The 20,334-nt window shown below is 37.2% G+C and carries 29 protein-coding genes and 11 tRNA genes; all 40 read right to left on the reverse strand.

Translation table 11 applies throughout. From position 1 onward, the window contains the following. Positions 1-670: 670 nt before the first annotated feature. Positions 671-757 (reverse strand) — tRNA-Ser (locus RUMCAL_RS06470). Between the two features lie 191 nt (positions 758-948). Next, positions 949-1,025, reverse strand: a tRNA-Ile gene (locus RUMCAL_RS06475). Between the two features lie 467 nt (positions 1,026-1,492). Further along, positions 1,493-1,568 (reverse strand) — tRNA-Lys (locus RUMCAL_RS06480). Positions 1,569-1,615: 47 nt separating this feature from the next. Continuing rightward, positions 1,616-1,693 (reverse strand) — tRNA-Pro (locus tag RUMCAL_RS06485). A gap of 80 nt (positions 1,694-1,773) precedes the next feature. Beyond that, positions 1,774-1,849 (reverse strand) — tRNA-Gln (locus RUMCAL_RS06490). 46 nt (positions 1,850-1,895) lie between these two features. After that, positions 1,896-1,971, reverse strand: a tRNA-Asn gene (locus RUMCAL_RS06495). 139 nt (positions 1,972-2,110) lie between these two features. After that, positions 2,111-2,197, reverse strand: a tRNA-Ser gene (locus tag RUMCAL_RS06500). Positions 2,198-2,304: 107 nt separating this feature from the next. Then, positions 2,305-2,379: transfer RNA gene (locus RUMCAL_RS06505), tRNA-Gly, on the reverse strand. Positions 2,380-2,848: 469 nt separating this feature from the next. Beyond that, positions 2,849-2,936 (reverse strand) — tRNA-Tyr (locus RUMCAL_RS06510). Between the two features lie 3 nt (positions 2,937-2,939). Continuing rightward, a tRNA-Leu gene (locus tag RUMCAL_RS06515) sits at positions 2,940-3,025 on the reverse strand. A 77-nt stretch (positions 3,026-3,102) separates the two neighbouring features. Then, positions 3,103-3,693 carry a sigma-70 family RNA polymerase sigma factor gene (locus RUMCAL_RS06520; protein WP_021681873.1) on the reverse strand — a complete coding sequence of 197 codons (591 nt, stop codon included), beginning with the start codon at positions 3,691-3,693 and terminating at the stop codon, positions 3,103-3,105. 26 nt (positions 3,694-3,719) lie between these two features. Beyond that, positions 3,720-3,790 (reverse strand) — tRNA-Leu (locus RUMCAL_RS06525). Positions 3,791-3,926: 136 nt separating this feature from the next. Continuing rightward, the gene (locus tag RUMCAL_RS06530) at positions 3,927-4,232 is read right to left on the reverse strand and encodes a hypothetical protein (RefSeq protein WP_021681874.1); all 306 of its coding nucleotides are present in this window, start codon (positions 4,230-4,232) and stop codon (positions 3,927-3,929) included. Positions 4,233-4,250: 18 nt separating this feature from the next. Next, positions 4,251-4,619, reverse strand: coding sequence for a S1 RNA-binding domain-containing protein (locus tag RUMCAL_RS06535; RefSeq protein WP_021681875.1), 369 nt, complete (start codon positions 4,617-4,619; stop codon positions 4,251-4,253). Then, on the reverse strand, positions 4,607-6,451 hold the full coding sequence (locus RUMCAL_RS06540; protein ID WP_021681876.1) for an AAA family ATPase: 1,845 nt from the start codon (positions 6,449-6,451) through the stop codon (positions 4,607-4,609). The genes RUMCAL_RS06535 and RUMCAL_RS06540 overlap by 13 nt, the downstream gene beginning before the upstream one ends. After that, entirely contained in the window at positions 6,438-7,076 is a 639-nt protein-coding gene (locus tag RUMCAL_RS16495; protein WP_021681877.1) for a DUF1653 domain-containing protein, read from the reverse strand. The genes RUMCAL_RS06540 and RUMCAL_RS16495 overlap by 14 nt, the downstream gene beginning before the upstream one ends. Before the next feature lie 21 nt (positions 7,077-7,097). Then, positions 7,098-7,994 carry a DNA-methyltransferase gene (locus RUMCAL_RS06550; RefSeq protein ID WP_021681878.1) on the reverse strand — a complete coding sequence of 299 codons (897 nt, stop codon included), beginning with the start codon at positions 7,992-7,994 and terminating at the stop codon, positions 7,098-7,100. Beyond that, on the reverse strand, positions 7,991-9,352 hold the full coding sequence (locus RUMCAL_RS06555; RefSeq protein ID WP_021681879.1) for a helicase-related protein: 1,362 nt from the start codon (positions 9,350-9,352) through the stop codon (positions 7,991-7,993). Before RUMCAL_RS06555 ends, RUMCAL_RS06550 begins: the two co-directional genes overlap by 4 nt. Then, positions 9,349-9,876 (reverse strand): helix-turn-helix transcriptional regulator, encoded by a 528-nt coding sequence (locus RUMCAL_RS06560; RefSeq protein WP_021681880.1) that lies wholly within the window; start codon positions 9,874-9,876, stop codon positions 9,349-9,351. The genes RUMCAL_RS06555 and RUMCAL_RS06560 overlap by 4 nt, the downstream gene beginning before the upstream one ends. A 157-nt stretch (positions 9,877-10,033) precedes the next feature. Further along, positions 10,034-10,381 (reverse strand): nucleoside triphosphate pyrophosphohydrolase family protein, encoded by a 348-nt coding sequence (locus tag RUMCAL_RS06565; RefSeq protein ID WP_021681882.1) that lies wholly within the window; start codon positions 10,379-10,381, stop codon positions 10,034-10,036. Beyond that, positions 10,359-10,604, reverse strand: a complete 246-nt coding sequence (locus RUMCAL_RS06570) for a hypothetical protein (protein ID WP_040647329.1) — start codon at positions 10,602-10,604, stop codon at positions 10,359-10,361. The genes RUMCAL_RS06565 and RUMCAL_RS06570 overlap by 23 nt, the downstream gene beginning before the upstream one ends. Continuing rightward, a complete protein-coding gene (locus RUMCAL_RS06575; RefSeq protein ID WP_021681883.1) occupies positions 10,597-10,803 on the reverse strand; it encodes a hypothetical protein in 207 nt (68 codons plus the stop codon). Before RUMCAL_RS06575 ends, RUMCAL_RS06570 begins: the two co-directional genes overlap by 8 nt. A gap of 113 nt (positions 10,804-10,916) precedes the next feature. Then, a complete protein-coding gene (locus RUMCAL_RS06580) occupies positions 10,917-11,387 on the reverse strand; it encodes a YopX family protein (protein WP_021681884.1) in 471 nt (156 codons plus the stop codon). A 2-nt stretch (positions 11,388-11,389) separates the two neighbouring features. Continuing rightward, entirely contained in the window at positions 11,390-11,803 is a 414-nt protein-coding gene (locus tag RUMCAL_RS06585) for a YopX family protein (RefSeq protein WP_021681885.1), read from the reverse strand. 15 nt (positions 11,804-11,818) lie between these two features. Continuing rightward, positions 11,819-12,043, reverse strand: a complete 225-nt coding sequence (locus RUMCAL_RS06590) for a hypothetical protein (protein ID WP_156902486.1) — start codon at positions 12,041-12,043, stop codon at positions 11,819-11,821. A 34-nt stretch (positions 12,044-12,077) separates the two neighbouring features. Further along, positions 12,078-12,998 (reverse strand): YopX family protein, encoded by a 921-nt coding sequence (locus RUMCAL_RS14545; RefSeq protein WP_021681887.1) that lies wholly within the window; start codon positions 12,996-12,998, stop codon positions 12,078-12,080. Between the two features lie 8 nt (positions 12,999-13,006). Then, on the reverse strand, positions 13,007-13,699 hold the full coding sequence (locus RUMCAL_RS14550) for a YopX family protein (protein WP_021681888.1): 693 nt from the start codon (positions 13,697-13,699) through the stop codon (positions 13,007-13,009). 14 nt (positions 13,700-13,713) lie between these two features. Next, on the reverse strand, positions 13,714-14,169 hold the full coding sequence (locus RUMCAL_RS06605; RefSeq protein WP_021681889.1) for a hypothetical protein: 456 nt from the start codon (positions 14,167-14,169) through the stop codon (positions 13,714-13,716). 1 nt (position 14,170) lies between these two features. Then, on the reverse strand, positions 14,171-14,878 hold the full coding sequence (locus RUMCAL_RS06610; protein WP_021681890.1) for a hypothetical protein: 708 nt from the start codon (positions 14,876-14,878) through the stop codon (positions 14,171-14,173). Between the two features lie 16 nt (positions 14,879-14,894). Further along, positions 14,895-15,539, reverse strand: coding sequence for a DNA cytosine methyltransferase (locus tag RUMCAL_RS06615; RefSeq protein WP_021681891.1), 645 nt, complete (start codon positions 15,537-15,539; stop codon positions 14,895-14,897). Between the two features lie 219 nt (positions 15,540-15,758). Then, positions 15,759-16,115, reverse strand: a complete 357-nt coding sequence (locus RUMCAL_RS06620) for a hypothetical protein (RefSeq protein ID WP_021681893.1) — start codon at positions 16,113-16,115, stop codon at positions 15,759-15,761. An 18-nt stretch (positions 16,116-16,133) separates the two neighbouring features. Continuing rightward, positions 16,134-16,712, reverse strand: a complete 579-nt coding sequence (locus RUMCAL_RS06625) for a hypothetical protein (RefSeq protein ID WP_156902453.1) — start codon at positions 16,710-16,712, stop codon at positions 16,134-16,136. Next, on the reverse strand, positions 16,702-16,926 hold the full coding sequence (locus tag RUMCAL_RS06630) for a hypothetical protein (protein WP_040647331.1): 225 nt from the start codon (positions 16,924-16,926) through the stop codon (positions 16,702-16,704). Before RUMCAL_RS06630 ends, RUMCAL_RS06625 begins: the two co-directional genes overlap by 11 nt. A gap of 19 nt (positions 16,927-16,945) precedes the next feature. Further along, entirely contained in the window at positions 16,946-17,125 is a 180-nt protein-coding gene (locus RUMCAL_RS06635) for a hypothetical protein (RefSeq protein WP_021681895.1), read from the reverse strand. 21 nt (positions 17,126-17,146) lie between these two features. Then, complete coding sequence (locus tag RUMCAL_RS06640; RefSeq protein ID WP_040647332.1) at positions 17,147-17,326, reverse strand: hypothetical protein; 180 nt, start codon at positions 17,324-17,326, stop codon at positions 17,147-17,149. 875 nt (positions 17,327-18,201) lie between these two features. Next, complete coding sequence (locus RUMCAL_RS15025; RefSeq protein ID WP_084194365.1) at positions 18,202-18,582, reverse strand: 50S ribosomal protein L32; 381 nt, start codon at positions 18,580-18,582, stop codon at positions 18,202-18,204. A gap of 13 nt (positions 18,583-18,595) precedes the next feature. Next, the gene (locus tag RUMCAL_RS06650; protein WP_040647333.1) at positions 18,596-18,820 is read right to left on the reverse strand and encodes a hypothetical protein; all 225 of its coding nucleotides are present in this window, start codon (positions 18,818-18,820) and stop codon (positions 18,596-18,598) included. A gap of 348 nt (positions 18,821-19,168) precedes the next feature. Continuing rightward, positions 19,169-19,486, reverse strand: a complete 318-nt coding sequence (locus RUMCAL_RS06660) for a hypothetical protein (RefSeq protein ID WP_040647337.1) — start codon at positions 19,484-19,486, stop codon at positions 19,169-19,171. A 141-nt stretch (positions 19,487-19,627) separates the two neighbouring features. Next, positions 19,628-19,906 carry a hypothetical protein gene (locus RUMCAL_RS06665; RefSeq protein WP_040647338.1) on the reverse strand — a complete coding sequence of 93 codons (279 nt, stop codon included), beginning with the start codon at positions 19,904-19,906 and terminating at the stop codon, positions 19,628-19,630. Positions 19,907-19,927: 21 nt separating this feature from the next. Continuing rightward, positions 19,928-20,167, reverse strand: a complete 240-nt coding sequence (locus RUMCAL_RS06670) for a hypothetical protein (RefSeq protein ID WP_040647339.1) — start codon at positions 20,165-20,167, stop codon at positions 19,928-19,930. Positions 20,168-20,334 lie beyond the last annotated feature (167 nt).

A 20,334-nucleotide genomic window follows, 5' to 3' on the forward strand; every position in this document is an offset into this window, starting at 1 on the left:
CGAACCAGCGGAATGACGGAGTCAAAGTCCGTTGTCTTACCACTTGACTATAGTCCAATCTCAATATCTCAACAATCAAATACTGTATTGTGTATATGCAACCGACCTTCGCCATACCAACTGTTTTACCGCACACATATTCATCCACTAGGGAGATAAGTCTGAGCGTTTGGGAGCTACCCTTAGCTTCTTATCCCAGCACATGCCAAATCCTATGCAAGTCTGGTTACTTGCAACTTTCACTCAGACCATTCAGAAAATTTTATTTCTTATAATTCCTTGCACATTGAGCTACTCGAACCAGAATCTCGTCTTATACCCTAGTTTCCTAGGTTCAGTGCAAGTGAAACTGTGTTTTGATATTTCCTAGGTTTGCATAAGTAATCAGCTTACACCTAACTAGGATTCCACTTGTAGTGTTTTACAAGTATCTATTTCCACAGCGACAAGATTCCGTGATTTTGTGTACAGTAATGTCAGCACATTTGTCACCAAGGGACTGTTTTCAATCCTCAACAATATGTCATCATACTGCCGATTATAGCAACGAGCTTATCAGTTAATATGCTATCTACTTGATTTACAGACAAATTCTCAGCAAGTTGGTTAAACTATCTGCACTGAGTTGCTACATACACACAATACAATATTCGATTGTCAAAATACTGTGTGGCACAAGGTCAGGGACTCGAACCCTGAATCCGTTACCGGACAACGGTTTTCAAGACCGCTCGACTACCAATTATCACAACCTTGCGTATTTAGAACTCTGATTCAGAATCGAACTGAATTGACTGCTAACCTGCTCAGAGTATATATTGAGAATTACCATTGTATGTCAAGCAAGACGGTTATGGTTGTAATTCTCAATATACGAAAGGATTTCACCATGAAATTGTACAATCAAGCACAATCACACAAGTGGTTTTGCAGGTGGGCAAGACCTGCTGGTGGGATATATAGGACTTGAACCTATAACCATCCGGTTATGAGCCGGGAGCTCTGACCAATTGAGCTAATATCCCTTATGCATGCCTTTATCGTGGCATGCTATGGAGTATACCATCTAGTACAATATGGTTTTCTTCAAACGTCCAACTTTCATGGATGGATCTGTACAATCCAGCGTCTATCCGATTCGTAATGATCCCGATATATAGATCATCCAAACCAAGATATTAGTTGATAGATTACGTATACGCAATTGTGTAAGGTCTCACCCTAACCTCTACCTTACCTATCAGAGTCCATTGCACCACTACTGATTCCCAATTACCCATTAGAACTTTGTTCTAACCGCTTGGATTTTAGCTGTTATTTAGATACTACATACTTAATTAAAACATCACGGCATACATCATTTCATTCGTTTCTTCTGTCATTTGTTTCAATTTATATGGCATATATAGCATCCATGCTGCCCTGTATTGTGTAGGCTTACTACAAGGTACCCAGACTTCGGCAATAGAGCATGATCTCAAACCTACGCTCATGGTGTGACTTATGGGACTTGAACCCATGACTCTCGCATTAAAAGTGTGATACTCTACCAACTGAGTTAAAGCCACAAATTATTCATATTAAATGAATAATAATAGATACATTAAGTATCTAATGGTCCGGATGACAGGACTCGAACCTGCGGCATCTTGTTCCCAAAACAAGCATTCTAACCAAACTGAATTACATCCGGATTTAAGTAATAACTAACCACTTTTATTACTAGTTATAGCCCATATAAACCATACTTCTAAATTTCTATAACTTCCCAAATGGTTGAGGTAGCTGGATTCGAACCAACGGAATGGCAGGATCAAAACCTGCTGGCTTACCACTTGCCGATACCTCAATATAATAAAGATAAGACTTATGAACTAAGAATTTCTTATCTTTAATGGCTCTTCCAATTGGACTCGAACCAATGACCGTGCGGTTAACAGCCGCATGCTCTACCGACTGAGCTATGGAAGATTATATTTGAGAATTTAGTTAAAACAGCTAAACGACATGAACGTATTCTCATATAGCCATTTTATCATTGATTAAATTAATAAACAATGATAGGAATTTCAACCAATAACAAATAGTTTGAAAGGATGCCATCAATGGCTGGCGGAGAGCCAGGGACTCGAACCCTGAATTCATTTCTGAACAATGGTTTTCAAGACCATCTGACTACCAATTATCACAACTCTCCATACTACCTTGAGTATATTTTAATCAGTCTAAAAGACTTGCCTTCATTAATCATAAAACAGAGAATTTCTTACAGAAGAAGTAACTGATTAATCTGCATCAAGGTTTTGGAGCACCATAAGAGAATCGAACTCTCATTCCAAGATTGGAAGTCTTGTGTATTATCCATTATACGAATGGTGCTTATATTCACTAGATAAGATCTACAAAATCTATTCTGCAGCATAGATTCGATTATCAATCTTATCTAGAGCCAAGTTTTCTTGGGCGAGATGAACTTGGTAACTCAGGTATTAATCGAAATTCGAATTCAATATACATTTACTAATTCATTCCTTTCTACAGATTTCACAATAAACTCGTTAAAGAAATTTTATTGACTCCTTAATTTCTAAAAGAATTTATTAATGGTGCAGACAACAGGATTCGAACCTGCACTCTTTCAGGCTTGATGGTGCTTTACCGTTAAGCTACATGTGATTAACATCATGATATGGTTTCGATCCATATATCTTCCTGTCGGACCTGTGCTTTCACCCGTTAAGCTATGTCCGCATATGACTACTTTTCGTCGTAGTCCCAACGGAAAGTTTTCTGTCGTTTTGTTATAGTCTTTCAATAACGTAAACAAGGTACTTTCAATCTACCTAAATGGTGAGTGAAGTAGGAATCGAACCTACGATGTTTCTAATGTAACAGATTTACAGTCTGCCGACTTCGCCAACTGGTCACATTCACCCATTTGGTGCTACTAGCCAGACTCGAACTGGCACGGGTTGCCCCATCGGTTTTTAAGACCGAAGCGTGCTGCCTATTTCGCCATAGTAGCATTTGCAATTTCTTATTTTCTGCTCTACTATATATAACGAGTGGAAAAACTTAAATTGCACTTGATGATTCAGAAGTTCATTCAATGAACTCTCTAAATTCTGAATTGTACTTATCAATTATGCGTGCTACAGTAGATCGGCATACCTGAAACTTTGTTGAAATCTGTTTCTGTGTCACCTTGTCTCCGTTTGCAACTGCATAATAATAAACTCTCATGATTTCTCTATCTCGTCTATTTCTAATAGTACGTAGAAACGTATCGATGAGATCCTTAGTTAATTTCCTGTAGTCATCTGGGTCTGATTCAATCTTTTCAATAAGTGTAATTGAATCAGATGTACCGCCGATTGTCCTATCAAGTGAGTCTACATTTGATATTAGGTTAATTAGCTTTTCATTGTTCGACAAAAATACTGTTCTTGGTATTCGTATTAAGTTACATTTATCTCTTGCATACTGACGCATATATCCACTTATGTAATGTGTAGCATACGTAGAAAACGCAATTCCCTTGGATTCATCATATTGTAGAGCGGCTTTCCAAAGTGCCAGCATTCCTTGCTGCATGATATCTTCTGTATCTGATATGCTACGGTGCTTTATGTACTTATTATAGCAGAATTTTACGAGATTCTGATTATCTTGAAATAGTTGATTTGGTGTCATATAAGCACATCCTTACGTATCAGACTTGGTGCCGAAAGCTGGATTTGAACCAACAACATCCCATTACGGGTGCTTTATCCAGTTAAGCTATTTCGACTGGTCTACCGCCAACCCACAGACGGTAGTACTCTCCTCATTGGAGATTCCCTACACACATTTAACATCGAAATTACGATGTTGGATGAATCAGTGTCGTTTTCATCCTCTATTATATATAACGATGATTGTCAAGTTTAGTTTGACACACGTCTGATTTTTACCTTGACTGCATTACTATAAGATCTGGAATCCTGCTCTTCTGAAATTATACTACGAATTTCATGTAATTCCCGATACAGAGCATCTAGTGTTGGCTGAAACTGTACTTTGAGAGCATCCAGCTTTTCATCGTATTGAGTTTCAATTCTATCTATAAGTGCTAGCAAATCTTTTTCGTACTCTTTGTTAGCAGCAGCATCTGCCAGTTCTGCTTCTTCTCTTGTTTCAAAGAATTTATCAATGATATTATCAGATTTCCAAAGTCGAACTTCTTTAATCATTATTATACCTACTTTCTGTCATCGTCTGCGACGTTTCATTCTTGAATCGGCACTTTTCTGTTTATCTGAAAATGCGTTTTGAGCTGCTTTTATCATTTTGTCTAAGTCTGACATTGTTTTTGACTGTGACTTCTGACGCGATGACATCGGATTTATAGTTTTCGGCAGCATCATAAGTTCCAGTTTATTTAGCTTTGTATTCATCACACACTTAGCTTTATATGTCGTTCCGATTGAAACCACATCTTCAACTGCTCGAACATATCCGCTGGACAATTTTGAAATATGGATAAACTGCGTTTCATTCTCTCCTTCTACGGATACAATTGCACCCTTATCCATGATCTTTGCAACTGTTACATTGTAGCAGTTTCCTAATTTAAGCATTTATTCAATCCCTCCGGAATTACAGTGATTACAATATTATCGTGATGCTTAGATATACAAGGTTTTACACCTGCAAGGATAATCTGTACAGCGTCCTGACTGTAGATATAATCAAATACATTTGCCACTTTTGAATCATCAAGATGATCTAACATATCATCAATCATAAGCATATGCAGTTTTGTATTTGACTGCTCTATAATACCCAGTAGCATCGCAAATGTAAATAAGCACTTCTCACCGCTAGACAGTAAATCATACTGTACATATGTACCAGAGCGGATAACACCAAAGCTAAAACTATTTGCTTTCTCCGTGATATAAAATGCGGCACTAGTATCAATATCATGGTACAGCCCTTGCAGGTGTTTTGTGATGCATTCTGCGAATGCTGTAAACGGTGTAGTGGTTAATTCAGACTGCATTCCATTGACATCTGTTAATTTTACAAGTTTCTTCAGAATGTCAATTTCCTGCTCAGTTTGATATTTTTCTGTGGTGATCTTATCAATTGTAGAATCATACAGCCGATTTGCTGTAAGCTTTGCAATCAAATCAGAATTATGCCTCATTTGGTTGTTCAACTCATCAATTGTAGATTCAATCGTACCAAGCACACCAACCGCAGCTTCTGATATATGTATATCGCCAATTTGTGCGACAAGCATATCATGTGTATTAGATAGCTTATCTGCATCTGTCAGTTCAGCATTCAATTTTCTACAAGTGCTTGCAGTAGAATTTCGCTCAGCTTGAATCTTTGGAATAACATTATCCAAGTTACTGATCTGATCTGCAATGTCATTCAACTGTGATTTATAGCTACCAACTTGCTGCTGAATAGCATCACATATAGTTTTTGTGTATGGGCATGTACCATTGCCAAATACAAATTCATTCATTGCATTTTGTTTTTCGATTAAGTTCATGCGATCCAGAGTTAACCTGGTTAGCTGATTATCATAGTCTTTGATCTTATTAGTCATATCATCAATGTCAGAACTCATATCTTCTTTTGATCTGCCATCTAGAATCTGATTAATTTTTACATCTACAGATTTCAGTTCAGCAATCAGCTTAGACTTTGATTTTATTTCTGTCACAGACCGCATAAGAGCGTCACGCTGCTTTTGCAACTCAAAATTTCGCTGTTTCAGATCTTCAATTGAAATAGAGTTATCACAGTCTGAGTACATAACCATGCTTTGAATTGTACTCTGAATTCTGGAAAGTTCACCTTTTTTGAATGATGCCTGTTCTTTCAGGTATACATTCAGGTCACGAACCATCTGAATGCTTGCTCCAGAAAGCGTATTTGCGTATGCTTCAATTTCATCCAGATAGCTATTAGATTCTGTAGTAAGTTCCATACCTACAACAGCATTATGCAGACGCTCGTACCAATCGATAGCTGTATCTGCATCAGGTAGGAAATTAATAAACCAGTCTTTTAGTTTATTTGCAGTCATACCTGCAAATTCTGAGAAATTCAAAATCGGTAATTCAATGCTACCAAGCAGATCTGACGTATCATCTACTGACGATTCTGTCACAATATCTCTGCCTTTACGCTGCCAGGATCTCATAATTGTTGTATCATCGTCCAGTGTCAATTCTACAACCATTTTAGAGCAATTTGCATGACGGAATATACCCTCTTTGGTCTTATTATAACCCGGAATATGTCCAAGCAATGCAAGCTGAATTGCTTGCAATACAGTTGACTTACCTGCTCCGTTTTCTCCATAGAAGTATGTAGCATTTGATAGCTGATATGTCTTATCTTCTACATTGTGCATACCATGAATATGAACTGACTTAATCCTCATCATTTACCTCCTGATCTGTAACCAATTCAAACCGATATCGCTGTTTTATATCTGGGTACCTATCGTGATCCACCTCTGACAGAAACATATCAAGAGGTCTTGCATATGTACCGCTCTCACAGTTATATATAACGAGCGGTTCTGATGATTCAGAATGATTTGCTACAGTGATAATCTTAACAAGACCGCCTTTGAAGTGTCTCCATGTCTGACCTGAGCATACTTTTCGAGCCATACGCTTTAGTGTATCAATCATAAATTGTAATCCTTCGATTAAATCATACAGTTCAGAATCTCCACCAAACTGAATGGATACACCAGTATAATCATCTTGAAAAGCTCGAAGTAAGTTAGCTACGTTAGTTTCAGATACCACATATTCCCCTAGGTCTTTATCAAATATGCCTGACGCTCTAATCAGCTGTGATAGTCTAGCAGGATGCAGTGTTGGTACGATTCGCATACCTGTGCTTCCATCATCATCTAACTCTATTACAGTTCTACACCCATGTCCGGAATCTCCGCCTCTTGGACCGGTTGTACCAGCTACAAAATACATAATTCCTGCACCTTGGATTTCCTCCTCTTCTATAGGTACCTTGATGTCATCTATATATTTATGACTCATATTTATACCTCCATGGTATGATTATAATTTGATTGTTTTCGATCCAACCTGGAGCAGGTCCAATTTTGGAATTTTCACGCCTTGGACATTCTGCACCATTTGTGCATAGTAAGAATCTTTTAATTCAGACGCAATTGCACGTCTACGTAGTTTCATTGCAACATATGGAGTAGATCCGATACCGCCAAATGGATCATATACGATATCATTAGGATTTGTCCACAGTTCAATGCAACGTCTGATAACCTCCAACTGTAGAGGTGCAATGTGCCGTTCATCTTTTTCATCACGTGCAGATTCACGCTGCAATGTGTCAGACTGGTTAATATCCATCCATACAGGTGACGCATACTGCTGCCATACATCGCATGGAAATGTTCTATCTGTGTGTGTAACTGCCTCTGGATTGTCACCTGGTTTACGCATCGTGATAATGTAGTCAGGTAGCCCCTGCCGATTCATGGTGCTATCTTTCTTAATCTGTTTCCACAATAGACCGATTGCTTTTGTTCTCTGCATTTCTGTAACGGGATTCTTCCAGATAGTCACCTTGCTATGATAGATGAATCCGCAATCTTCAAAAATTTTACGAACCAAAGACGGAAAGTCCTTTAATCCGATAACACCATCACGTTCTTTCATCATAGGAATATCCATACAATGAAATGAAAGTAGTCTACCAGGCATTGTAACGCGATATAAATCAGCTGCTAGATATTTGAAGTGCTCATAGAACTCTTCGTCAGAATGGCTGTTACCCATATCTCTGTCGCTGTTTGAGTAAGTATACAAGCTGGAGAACGGCGGAGAAAAGATTGTATAATGAATGCTGTTATCTGGAATGCCCTTGATGATTTCACAGCTATCTCCGTGATATAGGACATATTTGTCGGTAACTACTTGATTATTGACGTTCATTGCATTTCCCTCCAATTTGGCAGAACCATTTCAATGCTAGGTTGGTACGGCGTAGAAATTCTGCATGTTTTCTGCAATTCATTCTTTGTAATTTCTTTTGTAAGTGCAACCATATTGGCTTTCATAATCTCATCTTTTTTCTGTTTTGCAGTGATGCTTTCCAACACACACCCTTCTTTTTCAGAAATGATGATGTATACGTCTACTGGATATGTTTGTCCAAATCTCCAGCAGCGTCTTACTGCCTGATAGTATGCCTCATAACTATCCGAAAGCCCGACGAAAATCACCTTATGACATACTTGCCAATTCAACCCCATGCCACCAATGCTAGGCTTTGTAATAAGACATTTCAGATCACCGTTCGCAAAATCTAGCATCGACTTTGTTTTATATTCAGCGGCATCTGAACCCTTTACTTCCACTGCATCGTAAATGAGCGATTCTAGCTTAGTGCTTTCATCATTAAGATCACACCATACTATCCAAGTATCATCTGAGTTATTCACGAGATCTGCCGCAGCACTGCATCTTACATCTAGACTATCTCGTCTAGCTTGTCTGCGTTCTGACAGTGTAAGTGACTTGTTTGTTGGTCTTACCCCATCTGCAATGATTTGATGTACTCGCAGAGCAGGTAAATCAAATCCCTGTTCTGTATATCCGAGATCTGCTGGATTTGATATAAACGCACACCATGATGCCATCCATTTCCAGAATAGTGATTCAGCATGACCTTTCAATCTCCACTTTGAAGTTTCTCCACCGTCATGAACAAAGAACATGGATAGCATTTCAGATCTTGTCATAACTCCTAAGAATTCGGAATGATTTCCAAGTTCCATATAGTCATTCGGTGACGGAGTAGCTGTGCATGCAAGCTTATATGGTGTATGCAGAAATCTAGATATAATGTCATTTCTGATTTTTCCAGTAAATGATTTCAGTATACTGGATTCATCCAGTACAATCCCAGTAAATTCATTGGAAACAAAATGATCCAGCTTTTCGTAGTTTGTAATGCTGATAGCAGTTGTTTGAGATTGTTCATTTACAACTGTTACATCAATCCCAAACTTTTCACCCTCACGAGCTGTCTGTGACGCTACGGCTAGAGGTGCAAGTATAAGGACCTTACCGCCAGTATGTTTTGCCACCTGATGTGCCCATTCAAGCTGAATGAATGATTTTCCGAGTCCACAATCTGCAAAAATAGCGGCTTTACCTTTACACAAAGCCCACCGGACAATATCTTTTTGATAGTCAAATAGATTTGGATTCAGCTCAGATGTATTTACATCAAATCCAGTACTTTTTACGGAAAGCTGTTTAGATTCAATAAATTCTTCGTAAGTCAAGTATTATCACCTCCAAATCTCAACTGATTTAATTTCTTTTGTGTATATGTGATACTTTCGCATAGAATATCTAACCCATTCACAATATCATCTAGTTCCGCCTGTATAGATGATACTGATGTATTAATTACAATGCTATCGCAAGCTCCGTCATATCCAAGGAGAAAATTTGGGGTGATTTGAAAATAATCGCATATACGATATATCTGTGTACATGTCGGAGAATTTTTACCTGCCAGCCAGCCACGAATCGATGTTTCAGATATACCAGAATCCTCCGAAAATTTACGTACACTTGTGTGTTTATACGCTAGAAGAACTTCCAGTGTTTCCGGAAATCGCATATGCATTTTTGGAAGTTGGGAATCCAGATCATACTTGTCTATGAGATATTTTTCTTTTTCAATACAACTGTACTTATCCGAGCAGTATGTGGATAGTTCACAGTCTTTACATCGATTTGCGATGAATCTACATGCATCCTCTCGATTTAATGATTTTTCATTTATGTACTTACCAATCATCCACGAAACCTCATATCGACTTGTGCAGCGAGTTTCTGCTGTGCTTCCTTTTTACGATTTGATGCAATCTGTTGCTTGTAGATACTGTATTTTCCACATACACTATGGCATCCAACATGCCGATCTGTGCAGCCTTTACATGGTACATATGTGCCCATTAGATATCGCCTTCCTTTCTATGCAAAGACTTGTACGGGTCAAATCCATCTGGGTATCGAGCTTTTAGCTTTTCAATATTTGTAGTGGCAACATCTGCCATGTCAAGATGTAACGCTTCGCAAGCCTCTGCAATCATCCACAGACAATCTCCAAGTTCCTTCTTGATATGATTCACATCGAATTCATGACCTTGATATGACTTTTGCAGGATACCTGCAACCTCTCCAGCTTCACTTGTAAGGCCAAATACTGCATGACACAGCATGTCATTCCTCAGATTGTATGGGATGCTGCAGGTTCTCATAGCTCGCTCCTGATAAATCTTAAATGTGTCGATTCGCTCCATTTTTATAACCTCCAATGTTTTTATCTAAGATGCTTTTGGCAGAATTGCAATTAGCAAGCATGCAAGATGCGAATTCAGCCATTTTGTTTAAGGAATTGACTGACAGCTTATGTAGCTCTAAAACTTCAGATTGAATACCGTTGTATGGAGTCATTGTTTTCTCTAAAGCCTTGAATCTACGTAAAGCAGTTACAATCAGTTCTATAGATTCCTGTTCAGTCACTGGAATCACCTCCGTCTATATTATATAACGATGAAAATTTTTGAGGCTCTACATAATTTCCAGTTACTATAGAGCTTTGATCTTCCACAGCATTACCTGAATGACGACGTTTTAGCCACGCTTCTTCCTCTTCAGGCATATAGCCTTCTGCTTTGATAAACTTACTCATTTCAAAAGCTTGATAATCATTCCACCACATATCACATCATCCTTTCGCAGAAATTATAGTTCAGATATATAATTCTGTATTGACGCTCCGCAATTTGAGCAAAATCGATCGGAAATTGAATGTCCTACTTTCCAACAATTTGATCATTTGAACATACAACTATTAAGCCAGTCCCAATATGCCGAACCATCTATATCGTAAATGTTCCCAATGACTTTATATGTATAGTCATCGTCTGTAAGCGAACTCATGAATGTCTCCTCACCAGATATGATATCTTCTATGTAAAATTCCCCGGAACTATATGCTACATAGCCTATATGTGTTAAATCTGAATTAGTTGCATATGTATACTGAATAATATCACCCTCGAAGATTTTAGTGCCATTAGAGTCATTAACGTCTGTATACTGCCCTACAGTTTCAGGGTTAACTTCAAAACACTCAAATCCTATACGACCCTTGTAATTATGCTGAGTGAGATCGAGTTTCCCAGTAAAAATATAGTGACGACCTAGATTGAGATGTACATATGAACCTTCAATCCATTCATCATTGCCTTCAATCAATTCATCATTGTCTGTTCGTTTTGCTCTGAATAATAGATCTCTCATGTTTACACACACCTTAATAATTCAGGATTGTCATAGACGTTGCCGATAACGTCTATATATTTAAAATCATTATCATACAGAAAATATACTTTATTTTTCATTTCACTGTACAGCATAAATGTAGAATGCTCCTCATACCAGCGAACTACAGCCGTGCTATGATCAGTTATATTTTCTATAATGTCCCCCTCAAAAATCTTTTTACTGTTTCTGTCAAACAATCCTGTAAACTGTCCAACTGTTTCAGGAATAACAGAATAGATCATACAGTTTCCCTTTCCTGTTTCTGCATCATATGATGGTATAAAAATATAAGACTGTAAAACCCCACTAAACAGGTGAGGATGGTTACAATAGTATCCCTCAATCCATTCCTTTGTCCTATAACTCTTACCTCTAAATAAAATTTCTCTCATGATAATCCTCCAGTATTACAACTTATTATGCTTATTACTCTTTTCTATCATTGCTTTTATAACAAACACAATAATCAGTGGAAGAATAGTTCCTATCACACCTACCACGAGTGGATAAAGTAACCAAATCCAACTCCATTTGATTACACCACATAGCTTTAGTATGACAAACACCACACCAATTACAGTAAGTAATCCAATTCCTTTGGGCTTTTTAGAATTATAATCATTTGTACTCATATAACAGACACTATCCTCTTTTTTAAGTTTAGTTTTAATCATTGATGCTGCATTCCAAAAGTTCTGGATTATCGTAAATATTGCCGATGACTGTCAGTCCAAAATCAAGACACTGATCATTTAAGCTTTCCGTATCATCTATATCACTACCAGAAATCAGCTCACACCAATATGTACCGTTATCAAATTTAATATAAGACGTATGTAGGAAATTCTTATTCTGTGTAGCCTCGATAATATCTCCTTCAAAGATTCTAGTATGATTACCATCTAAGACATTTGTATACTGACCAATTGATTCTGGATAAACTTCATACATTTCTGAGCCTGAAATACCTATGGTCTCAGCACATCTTTCAGTCTCAAACGTACTGATAATATAGCAATGAAGATCGGGCGTTTCTTTTCTTAGTGGGAATCCTACAACCCATTGTCCATTATCAATCCGTTTTCCTCTAAATAGGATTTCGTGATCCATTGGATTGTATATTGGATTGTATATATGTGAAGTATCAAGACACTGTTTCTGATTTTCAGCAATGTCTATAATTGTTTCTGAGCTTTCAGCAATTTTGTAATCTAAAGTAAAAGCGTTATTAAGTATACCTTTTTTGATGCGATTTACATGAAGGAATAGTTCAGAATATAATCCATATAGTCTTTTGTATGCAAGACGTTTTGCTTTTTCAAATGCAATTCTTTTTGCGGACGCAATGTCGCTTAAATCTCCAGGTTTTAAGCGTGCCTCTCCAATATATGGCTCGTTCAGTATAAGAAAACGTTTGAGTCGGTTCTCTAAGGATTTTGGATGAATTCCTCCCAGCGAAAATGACATACTTAGAATTTTCTGCATTTCTTTTACCTGCTCTGTATAGATATTCTTAAAACGTAGCAAGCAAATAACTGAGCCCTTAGTTATGTTGAATTTTGGTGTGTCAAACTTTAGTTTTCCCATAGTGTATATTACCTCCTTTGCCAGATAACATCTTTGTAATCACTTGGGCACTCTTCGTATATATACTTTGCATGCCCAAAGCTGATAGTATTTATAAGTCGAATAATCTTATTACCATCTATGCATTCACCATATCTATTAAAGTCGTGTTCTGACTCATCGAATACCTCAGATACCGTTCCTACATCATATCCACCATCCTCATATACCATTAGGTATTCATCTGAGTTTGGCTGTCGAATAATAACAAACCATTGATCATCACTCGTTTTACCGAACCAGCCATTTTGTGGTTCTGGCATTTGAGCGCGTAATAAAGATTCATCGACTGCGGATGGTACAAGCCGAGGATTATCAAATACATTGCCAATAATCTCTACATCTTTTCCATTGATGTTTGACATGAAGTCAACCACGAATGTAGATGCCTTCACGACAAAACCACCATCCTCATATGTTACGACACCATATTCATCGTTTTCAGTAAGGATGTCTACAATGTCACCTTCATATATATTAGTACCATTTACATCAGTTAATCCTGTATATTGTCCTATCGATTCTTCATGAACTGGGTATGCAAAAGATGATTTTTGACTAATTATGGCATGTATATTTGGTGCATACTCATCTTTCAAAACTAACATTCCTTCTACCCAGAAACCATTTAGTGATTTCCCTCTGTATGGCCGAATTGTCATATTAATCTACCTCCCTAAAATTTTGATACTCTTTTGTTTCTCAATTCGTATGCGAAAGCATATGCAAGTGGTTCTACTCGCTCTTCCCATTTACTTTCACGTATATCATCAGGCATTCTTGCGAATGCAACAATAATTGTTTCAGATTTTGGTACTAGCGTACTGTCATTGTAGTGGCTATATCTGTTTTCGTGTACGATTTCAGCAAATTCTCTAAAAGGCATTCTAATTTGATTTAGACAATCCTGGACTGAGTGGTTAAAACTTAAACCAATTCGTTCAAACTTTTTGATATTGTCTACAGAACCAGAAAACTGCTTCGATACTAAGTATAACGATGCAAGTGCATCTTGAATGTCATCTTTCATGTATCTAGAATATATGTGCAACTCATAGTACAATGTATCTGCTATTTCATACTTGTAAATTCTATCCGTTGTTTCTACCCAATCTTCAATGTTTCTTATCATGTCACTTACCTCTGTTGCGAAGATTGAAATCGGAAATCAATTCATTCCACTCTCGATACGCTTTGTTATATGCATCACTATGTATTTCACCAACACTCTGTACATAGAAATGTATACAACTTAACTCGCATGCAACACCTGAATCAACAAAATCATATTTAATACTTGGACCGTGTCCACAATATGGACACTTGCACAAATTGATTTTCGATTTGAAAAAGATGCTGGATTTCTGAAAAATAATCTCATAGATAATATCATCATGATAGTTACCTGCTCTATCTCGGATAGCATCTGTAAGCACAAATTTCTTACCGCCATACTTGTCACAGAATTTGTCATAGTGACGTTCGACTGGATTACCACTTACCATTCTCCAGGAAATTCTATGAACATTGTACTCTTTAATAATCTTCTTCATTTCCCTACGGACATCTAATCCGATGATCTTATTCCCTCTATCAAACGAAAATAAACCAAAGCAGCTTGCACATGATGTGTACCAGTCCATCATATATGTAAAATAACCGATCAGATTATCACCGTCCACAATTGCATATTGTACTGTGCAATTATCTTCACTGTCATCATCAATATTTGGGATAGAATCCCCTAGCCATCCAGAGTAGTACATCATATCATTTGTGTACTTATACTCTAACATTTTCCTTTTGATTTCGTCATTATACAGGACTGCTGGAACTAACATTGTTTATCACTCCTAATCAGATATATTCCTCGCAAATTCTCACAATATGCTCGCATAATTCAACTGGGATTACAGAGCGTTCTTTGCTTCCTCTTAGTCCTTGTGTTCCAGTTTTTGAACCTCGTGGAGCAGGTACATGACAAGGATCACCATTTTTACACATAGGCTTAAATCGGGGATTAGGATGATTTGTCCAAATATCAGTATGTTTCATCCGTGTATCACCATACTGACAGTATGTAACTGTGTACCTTGGAATCCCATGCATCCATGTCATTTTACGCATACCACCTCTAGGATTCTCAATGAAATAGAACTTAGGATTTAATTCACGAATTAGTTTTATGACATTCTGATCTACAGCGTCACAGAATTTTGCATAATCACTTACTGCGTCAAGATTCCCAGTTTTTGCATTTTTTCGACGATGATGACTAATTGCTGCGATAGAAAATGTAGTACAATCTGGACTTGCCCAGATCACATCTGGTGTTCCATTACAAAGTAAAATAATATCATCCTTTGTCAACTTCCCAATATCAGCATATAAGTTGATATTTTTAAAGTTTTTATCCCACTCAACTGAGTATACTTTATGTCCCGATTTCTCAAATGCTTTCCCGATTGATCGTGTTCCGGCAAATAACTCTAGCACTTTCATAATTCACATCACTCCTAAAATAGCTTCTTCTGAGCAGGTTGTCCATGCTCTTTTTTAGTCACTCTTCTTTATATCAATCATTTTCGCTTTACATCGTCTGCACTGGAATATAGCATACTCAAATGGTGTGCCGTCAAAACAAGTAAATTCATAACTGCAATTGCTGCATATGTAATTACGTCCTGTACAGTTACCATGATTCCCGTTTGGTATTTCTAGTCAGCCGTTTGGCTCTGCATCAACAGGCGGTTCTGCATCAGCCACGCCCTGCATTGCCTGCTCCATCTTCTGCCGCAGATAATATCGCATATCTTCTCTGATTGCCTTTGTTGCAACGATATGCTTTACGTCTGATGCAACCTCAGTCATCATGCTGTCCACGATTTTCTTTGCAATCAGCTGTTCGATATTTTCAGTCAGATACCGCTTGATTTTTTCCATATCAACGTGTCTGTAAACATCTTCGATAACATCATCCGGCAGTATAAACTTTTTGAACTGCACAGTGTTATACCGTCCGATGTCATGGATAACAGCATTCTCCACTGCTTCTACGATTCTTTCTTCAAATGTCATAATTATCGCTCCTTTGTTTTACTTTGCAATTTGTACTTCACCTTTTATGTCAATACGAATAATGTCTTTTACTCGGTAAATTGTGATATTATTTTTTGTAAGCTTATCAGCAATCCCACTTTGGATTGTTTGAATAGCCTGCTCCATCCATTTCATAACATCTGTTTTCATGTTTAACACACACTCACTTTCATATAGTTCTGATGGGTTTGACCACGCTACTGCTTTCTGGTTAGTATCAGCTATTTTATAGCATGTATCACCAGATATATAGTATCGAAGTCTCTTTTGCTTGTATAGTGTCATCAGTGTGTCTACACCATCTATTACTTTATATCTTGCGCCTACTTCAAATTCCATCTGTGTATCCTGCTTAAATTGATCACAAGGCGATAGACTTAGGCATTCAGCAAAAATAGAATCAGCATCACTACTACTAAAAGTGTCAAACCAGTACTCATTATCACATCCACCAGGCATTACTTCGTAAATATAACGTATTCTACCACACACTTCATATTTATCTGTAACCTCAATCACACTGCCCTTGTCTATGCCGCTAGTCACTTGATACTTTTGACCTACTTCAATCCTCATTATTATCACCATTGAATTTCTCACGAAGATACTTTTCTCCATAGTGTTCTATACATTCATCACTATTATATTTACCATGAAGTTTTATCCATCCTTCTTCGGCGACCATAGATTCAAGATCTTCTCTGCTCATGCAGTCAGCTATCAGAAATCCATCAGATGAACAACCATAACCACACTGATCACATTTTAACGTAGTTGAATACTCAAACATTTATCTCACCTCTTTAGTATTAGTAATCTGAAATGTAGACAACATTCTCCATGTTAACTGCACTCACGTTCAAACAAACATCTTTAATTTCATGACTTCCGTCCTTTAATGTATCATTTGATTTGAACATGATACGAACATCAGCTTCATTAAAAGCCTTATATTCTTGTAAATACTTAATTAGCTCATTCACTTTCATTAAAATCTATCTCCAATGTCATTACATCGCTGGGATAATACATACAAGCGATTCGCCAGTCGAACCATTAGTAATCATAAATGTATTTGAACATTCCCATCCTGTAGCGCCATCTAACGGATCAGAATCTATGTCAATGATTCGTACTTCAGTATTTCTATCAAATCTCTGTAACTGTTCAATAAGTTCTTTTACTTTCATTATGGATAACGTCCTCCTCATTAAAAATTTGTTTCATAGTGCCTATGTGCAACCTCTAATGCTTCCTGAAGCGGTCTTGAATCAACTAGGCGATGTCTGTTATAACATTTACCTGATTCTAGTCTTTTATCCTCCATAGTATCCTGAGATGTACAGTGTCACAATAGCATTGAGTACATTTGTATACTGTTCATGAAATTCAACAAGTATCTCGTATCTAAGATGATCGTTTATTTCGTACACATAATACTCTTGTGAAAACATCTTCCAGTCTCGAAAATTTGTAATCATATGAAAATTCTCCTTAGTTTATTTATGATCGCAATGACGATTCATCAGGTTTACGTGTTTCATAGGAGTATGATACCATTGTCTCCATTATAAATGTCTTTCCACACTCATTACATTCTAGTTCATGATCTCCTTCTTCATATAGCTCTGGGAAGTCCTCATACCCATACTTAGTATCTAACGCATTACCACAATATGGACAAATGATATAGCTATTTGAGAATGTATCAATGTCACTTTCTTTATTTTTTTTATTTTCTGCTGCATTTCTGCTAGGTCTTTCTTCTGCTTACAAGTGTAGCAAATATCTTCCCATGAAAACATAAACCTAGATTTACCACATATCTTACAAATCTTTCCCATAAGTTACCACTCCTTCGAGCATATTGGACAAACATGATAACCTTCAGGAATCTCTGCACCGCAGCTTACGCAAGTATTTGTATTTAAGTGTATAGGTGCTGTTTTGTGATTATCTATGATAGATCTCATAGCTTCTTGAATCTCTTTGTATTCAGACCAGATGCTTGTTTTGAAAGTGATTTCATATTCATTCCTGTTAATTTTTGAAACAAATTCAGTCATTATTTATCTTCCACCTTCATATCCATCTTTGCACCACAGTTCGGACAGAATCGATGTGAAATTATATATCCGATTTCTCCACAATTTGAGCATTTGAAACTATAACTTGTACGAAAAGCCCAATGTGCATGGACTATAGGTCTATGTTCAAGTTCTGATACTCGTTTGTTCCAAGCTTCCGTTACTTGTGATTCACACAGTTCACGCTCATTGTGTTGATTCTTGTCCAGATTGATTCCAACAACCGGACTTCTTGCATGACATTTCATACATCTTACTGTAACAGAGCAATGTCTTTTACTGTAGTTGAAAGTACGCTTGCTTTCAATCTTTAGTTTTGTGCTACCGCAAAACGGACAAGGTTTTAATTTCTTATCCATATTTCTTCATCTCCTATAATAGTGCTAACTTCATCCTTAGAAATAGATTATCGGCTTGCAATGAAACATTGTCTGCACATCTTTTACATAAATCATACTCATAAAACAGTGCATCAATTTGCCATTCAGAACTTCTTACTACTCCTCTATCAAGTACCGTTTCTTCAATTCCAAAGGGATTTCTCTTTTTGACATATGGAATTGGTTTTCCGCATTTATCACATACAACACAAGTCATTATTCTCCTATCTCCATGTTCCAACAGTCAACACAACTTGACACTATATTGCATTGTTTAGGACAGATGCCACCATAAATAAGACTTCTACAAACTTTAGGTATTTTATCTCTATCCATCTGTGGTGCATTTGGAAGTTTCGTGAGAAAATCCAAAGCGTACGTCTTTACAGGGTTTTCTTGAACCCAATTGTCAACAAGTTCATCAACATTATCAGGAAACTCACTTGGTGTACATTGTGAAAAACCCTTAATAAATAAAGGGCAACCATTGCACTCCTCGTGGTTTCTGCACATGCGATTTAAGTCCTTGATGCTACTCATTTGCACTCATCCTTTCTAATTCAAATCATTTATCTTCAGGAATAGGTTGATTCCAACAATCCTTGCACGTGTATTCTAAGCAAGACTTGTCCATAGCTTCAGGATATATCAACCTAATACATGGCATTGGACATCCAGACGGATCTTTTGGAGCTTTCGGAAACTTCTCGAAGAAGTCCATAGCATATGTCTTTACAGGATGCTCTGATACCCACTTGTCAACAATTTCATCAGCGTTGTCATAGAACTTATTAGGCGAAGCACAACCTGCTTCACTCATTGGGCAATAAATACAAGCGTCATAAGCTTTACACATTCTCTTTAAGTCTTTAAGTCTTGCCATTAGTATAACCTCCATATATAAAAAGATAGTAGGAATGACTTTGAATCATCCCTACTATCTATAACGATTGATTTTTACTAACTTGTATGACTGATAGATGACTATCTATTTACAAGTTGCTAGTTATATATCAAATCATGTCTAGAATTGCTGTAATGCTTGACGTACATCAATACAAATGCTAATTGCTTCTGGATCTGGCTGATACAACCTGATGACATCACAACTGAGGTATTTCTGCATTCTACCACCATACAATATTGCATCCTTTGTTACGGTGTTTGCTTCAAAATAATCAAGTTCTGCGTCAGCATCTATATATCCATCACTGAGCAATTGCCATCCGTCATCTGCATCATATCCAAACAAACGAATATCTCCGTACAGAACATATTGCTTCACAAACATTTCAACTGTCACTGTTTGCACCTCCTAAAGTTTTCAGAAGTAGCCCCAGTATAACCAAGGCTTTCTTTTATAGTGACTTTCAATTTCATATACAATCGCAGTATTGACCTGCTCTTGACAAGATGTACCTGATGTATCATACCAATCATCACCTAAAAGATATCTGCACAACTCATTTAGTGCAACTTGAGCTTTCATAGGTGGTGCAAAAATCCCGTAGTCTCCAGGTTCGCACAGACTTAATATGTGTTCTTTGTCTACTTTATGTCGCATAGTGACATCTCCCTTCTACAATTGCATGAGTTATTTCGAGCTCTGACATGCTATATACTTTATCTGCAATCTTACAATGATACCAGTAACCTCGTGTTGGACTAAGGTAATCAATTCCTAGTATTTGCATGAATTCATATTTAGGTGGATCATTGAATCCAATTGAC

Origin of the sequence: Ruminococcus callidus ATCC 27760 (assembly GCF_000468015.1) — a bacterium.
In the GTDB taxonomy this organism is placed as follows: Bacteria; Bacillota; Clostridia; order Oscillospirales; family Ruminococcaceae; genus Ruminococcus_C; species Ruminococcus_C callidus.